4 protein-coding genes and 1 pseudogene are annotated in these 3734 nt (G+C 43.3%); 2 read left to right on the top strand and 3 right to left on the bottom strand.

The window, feature by feature from the left end; all coding sequences use genetic code 11:
• From WBV27_RS13175 to WBV27_RS13165, 3 genes and pseudogenes are all read right to left on the bottom strand, one after another.
• A pseudogene (locus tag WBV27_RS13175) lies at positions 1 to 187 on the bottom strand (citrate:proton symporter); the annotation flags it as partial.
• Positions 188 to 216: 29 nt separating this feature from the next.
• A complete protein-coding gene (locus WBV27_RS13170; protein WP_424202575.1) occupies positions 217 to 1353 on the bottom strand; it encodes a 2-methylaconitate cis-trans isomerase PrpF family protein in 1137 nt (378 codons plus the stop codon).
• Positions 1354 to 1850: 497 nt separating this feature from the next.
• Positions 1851 to 2393: a methylated-DNA--[protein]-cysteine S-methyltransferase gene (locus WBV27_RS13165; protein ID WP_424202574.1), complete on the bottom strand. Its 543-nt coding sequence runs from the start codon at positions 2391 to 2393 to the stop codon at positions 1851 to 1853.
• 162 nt (positions 2394 to 2555) lie between these two features.
• Between WBV27_RS13165 and WBV27_RS13160 the strand changes: the two genes are divergently transcribed.
• Positions 2556 to 2780: a helix-turn-helix transcriptional regulator gene (locus WBV27_RS13160; protein ID WP_086628600.1), complete on the top strand. Its 225-nt coding sequence runs from the start codon at positions 2556 to 2558 to the stop codon at positions 2778 to 2780.
• Positions 2767 to 3174: a hypothetical protein gene (locus WBV27_RS13155; RefSeq protein ID WP_424202573.1), complete on the top strand. Its 408-nt coding sequence runs from the start codon at positions 2767 to 2769 to the stop codon at positions 3172 to 3174. Before WBV27_RS13160 ends, WBV27_RS13155 begins: the two co-directional genes overlap by 14 nt.
• Positions 3175 to 3734: the final 560 nt, after the last annotated feature.

Here is a 3734-nt window from a genome sequence, read left to right as displayed (position 1 = left end):
CCAGCGAGTAATACAAACCTCCAAAAATCCAATCAAATACTTCCAAAAGTGGTGTTCCACTTATAAATGCTGCGGCTAAACCAAAAACAACGGGAACTAAAATTAATGCTGCAAAAGGTGACATTTTTTTGGTTAATAACAAAACCATGAAGGTAACGATCATTCCATAGCCTAACAATGCTAACATTTCAACACTTCCTATTCTTTGAGTTATTTCTATCCTTTGTAGAAGACTTTACCGACCATGATTTTTCTAGCGGTCCGGTGGCTTGATACGGATTCGATTTTTATCGTCCCATCTTCATTTTTGTACTTCATGGCTACCGAAATGAGGCCGTCGCTGTGCCCAAGCACGAGCTCGTTCTTCACATTTTCGTTCCCCAAAACTTCATTCGGGATAGTGCCCGGGATTGCGCAGGCTGCGGCTGTACACAAAGCCCCTGTCAAAGCGATGGTTTTGTGGGCTTTTTGCATGCTCATCATCCGGATGGAAAGGTCATATTCGGATGCCTTTATTTCTTTCCCGCTGTCCGTAATGAAATCCTGCGCTGCTGACACGATAGTCATTTTGGGTACTCCCGGCGTCACTGTAGCGGCTTCTTCCCACTTATCGGCCAAGCCCATTTTCACTGCCGCTTCCCCCCTGATTTTTTCCAACAGCACCAGATTGGCCGGGTCTGCATCGATTGTAGCGGCGGTCTCAGTTCCTGCAAACCCGAGATCTTCTGCTTTGACATACACTAGCGGGTTTGCCGCATCGACGATTGATACTTCGACATCGCCGTAATCAGCGATTTTCAGCACGTCTTTGGTTTGTCCTGTCGGCAACAGTTTGCCGGTGAAGGAACCTTCCGGATTCAAAAACTCCAGTTCGATCTTCGAGCCAGTTCCTGGAACACCTGAAATGCTGAAGTCGCCTTCATAAGTGATTTCTCCGTTTGGAGTGGGGATATGCTCGTGAATGATTTTCTTTGTGTTTGTATTATATACTCTTACAGTCGTGATTGGGGAGGTAAAATCCACCAGATTATTTTCAAGTGCGAAGACTCCTACTGCAGATGAAATGTTCCCGCAGTTCCCTGCATAGGAGACAAAAGGTTTATCGATCTGAACTTGCGCAAATGTATAATTGACATCCCAATCTTCGGTTGTTTCTTTTGAAATTATGGCGACTTTACTGGTTGTGGAGACTGCTCCACCCAAACCATCAATTTGGCGTTGATCAGGGCTGCCCATGATTTTTAATAGGATCTGATCACGTTCCTCTTTGTTTTCCGGTAAATCTTCTTCCATTACGAATGCACCTTTGCTTGTGCCACCGCGAAAGATGCTGCATTGTAGCTCTCTTAACATATCGTCCCTCCAAATGTTTGCGTTTTCATATATCCATGGATTTGTATTTATCCAGTTGAATCCTTTTAGTAACAAGTTCCTATAGACTGCAGTTCTATTGATTGCTCATTACTCAACTTGATATCTGAAGTATAGTTTCTGGCTAGCCAAATATCCAATCAATCATTTTTATCCGAATCATAGGTTTAGCTTATGATGATAACGGATACAATTAAGCTTCTGGCAAGTAAATTCTGGTGGACTTTATGAAGTCCCAGTATTTCGTCATTTTTTTCACGCATCTCGTAATTCTTCTCAAAGAAAAGAGCCCGGAACGTGTTGTCCCGGACTCTTTTTGAATTTTTAATCTGATTTTTCATTGTTCGCAATCTTCTGGTGGTTTCTTTAGGTGGCTTATTTCATACTCTTAAGGCAGCGCAAATGTGCGTATATTCCCCTCTTAATGAGAATGAACGCTTTAATTGAGAATCACTTTCTCAAACCACTCAGAACTCAACTTAGACTGTGGCATTTTCAATTGCAACCTTTGTCTCATGATTAAGCAAATATTCCTTCAGATGTAACCCACCAGCATAGCCTACCAGTTTCCCGTTCGTGCCGATGACGCGGTGGCAAGGGGTGATGATCGATATCGGGTTGCGGTTGTTTGCCATGCCGATTGCGCGGACGCCTTTCGGATTTTCGACAGCGATGGCTATTTCCTTGTAGCTGCGCGTCTCGCCGTAAGGGATTTGGCGCAAAGCTTCCCACACTTTCAATTGGAAAGGCGTACCGGCTGCATCCAACGGCAGCTCGAATTCCTGACGCTCACCATTGAAATATTGCTGCAATTGACGCTCCCCTTCAAGCAACAAAGGTGTGTCCGCCTCCAACATTTCTCCAGCCGCGATTTCCTTTTCGATCCGCGGATCCAATTCCAATGCGACATGCTCCAGAAACGTGATACCCTTGCCGTTTTCGGCCAGCAAGTACTTCCCGAGCGGCGTTTGGATATATTTATATGCTTTCATACTGATCATCAGTCCTTTTTTTGTAATCACAAAATCTCTCTGCTCCATTATACACAGCGGTGGCAGTAACAGGAAGCATTCGCACGATAGCTAGGCTATGAAAGGTCTTTTGAAATGACTTTACAAACAAGAAAAGTAATATATAATTTACATATAAGGAATATATATATTACACAAAAAGGAGAGCGCCAAGTGGAAAATCATGTGAAAAAATTCAGAACAGAGAAAAATCTTTCACAAAAGGAACTTGCAGACTATGCGGGGATTACAAGGCAAACCTTAAGTCTTATCGAAAAATCCGAGTATAACCCCTCGCTCAAACTCTGTCTTCAACTCTGCTATGCACTCAATAAAACATTGGATGACGTTTTTTGGATCGAACAATCGAAAGGAGAAACAGAAGATGAAAAAAATTAAAGATGAACGGCTTATCCTGAGGAATTTGAAGAACATACGCATTGCTTGGATAGTTCAAAACTTAGCGATCCTGTTTTTTATGGCTTATCAACTTATCAAGTCACAAGATACAAGTGGTGTCTTTACTTATGGTAACCCGCTTTGGGCAGTCTTTACGATAGGCACATACACGCTAATTGTTCTATCTGTGAATATCAGTGGTCCTATGGAGGACAAGGAAAAAATGACCCACAAAAAAATTACTTTCATTAGCTTTGGCGTTTTTCTTATCACGACTATTTTTTTCTATTTTGCCTTCCTGCAAGTCCATCCGATATTGGCTTTGATCAGTGGGACAGTAGTGGCAATGATCATTTACGGACTGCTGAGGTACGCTAATTGCTTCAGAGATTAAAAACCGTTAATTTTATACCAATCAAATATCCAGCAGAATGTTTTGTCGCACGCGGGGGCTGTCCCGCTGTATCGTTTGCGTGCGTTTTTTTTTCCTCCGGTGAACGCAGGCTTCGCCGGAGTTCGCCCCACATTCTGAATGCTCACCTCCGGGGAGACGGGCTTCGACGGAGGTGGGACACTTTTTTTGAGCGCTCCTCCGGCCAGCGGGCCCTCGCCGGAGCTGAAGCCCCGTCCGGCTGCTGTCCTCCGACAAAGCACACACCCGCAAACATTTCTTATGAAATTATTTCAATCATCTTCATGCTTTCTTCACACACTAGCTCTATAGTTGGTTCACGTCATTCCTGCTGGGGATGATTCTTTACGATTTACTTAAGACTAAGTTGAACCGCTTGCACAAATAATAGTTTTGATTTAGAATAGTTTTACATCACAACTATTATCCGAAGAAGGAGCGGATTTCAAAATGAAAATTGATTTTTTGAAAAAAGAGATCTGGGATCTGATGCGGACCATCCAAGTTTCCAAGGATACCGTGATGTGCCCGGTCGCTAAAGA

Source organism: Trichococcus sp., assembly GCF_049589555.1.
Lineage (GTDB): Bacteria > Bacillota > Bacilli > Lactobacillales > Aerococcaceae > Trichococcus.
Note: the sequence above shows the minus strand (reverse complement) of the source record. Positions and strands in the feature narration are given on the sequence as shown.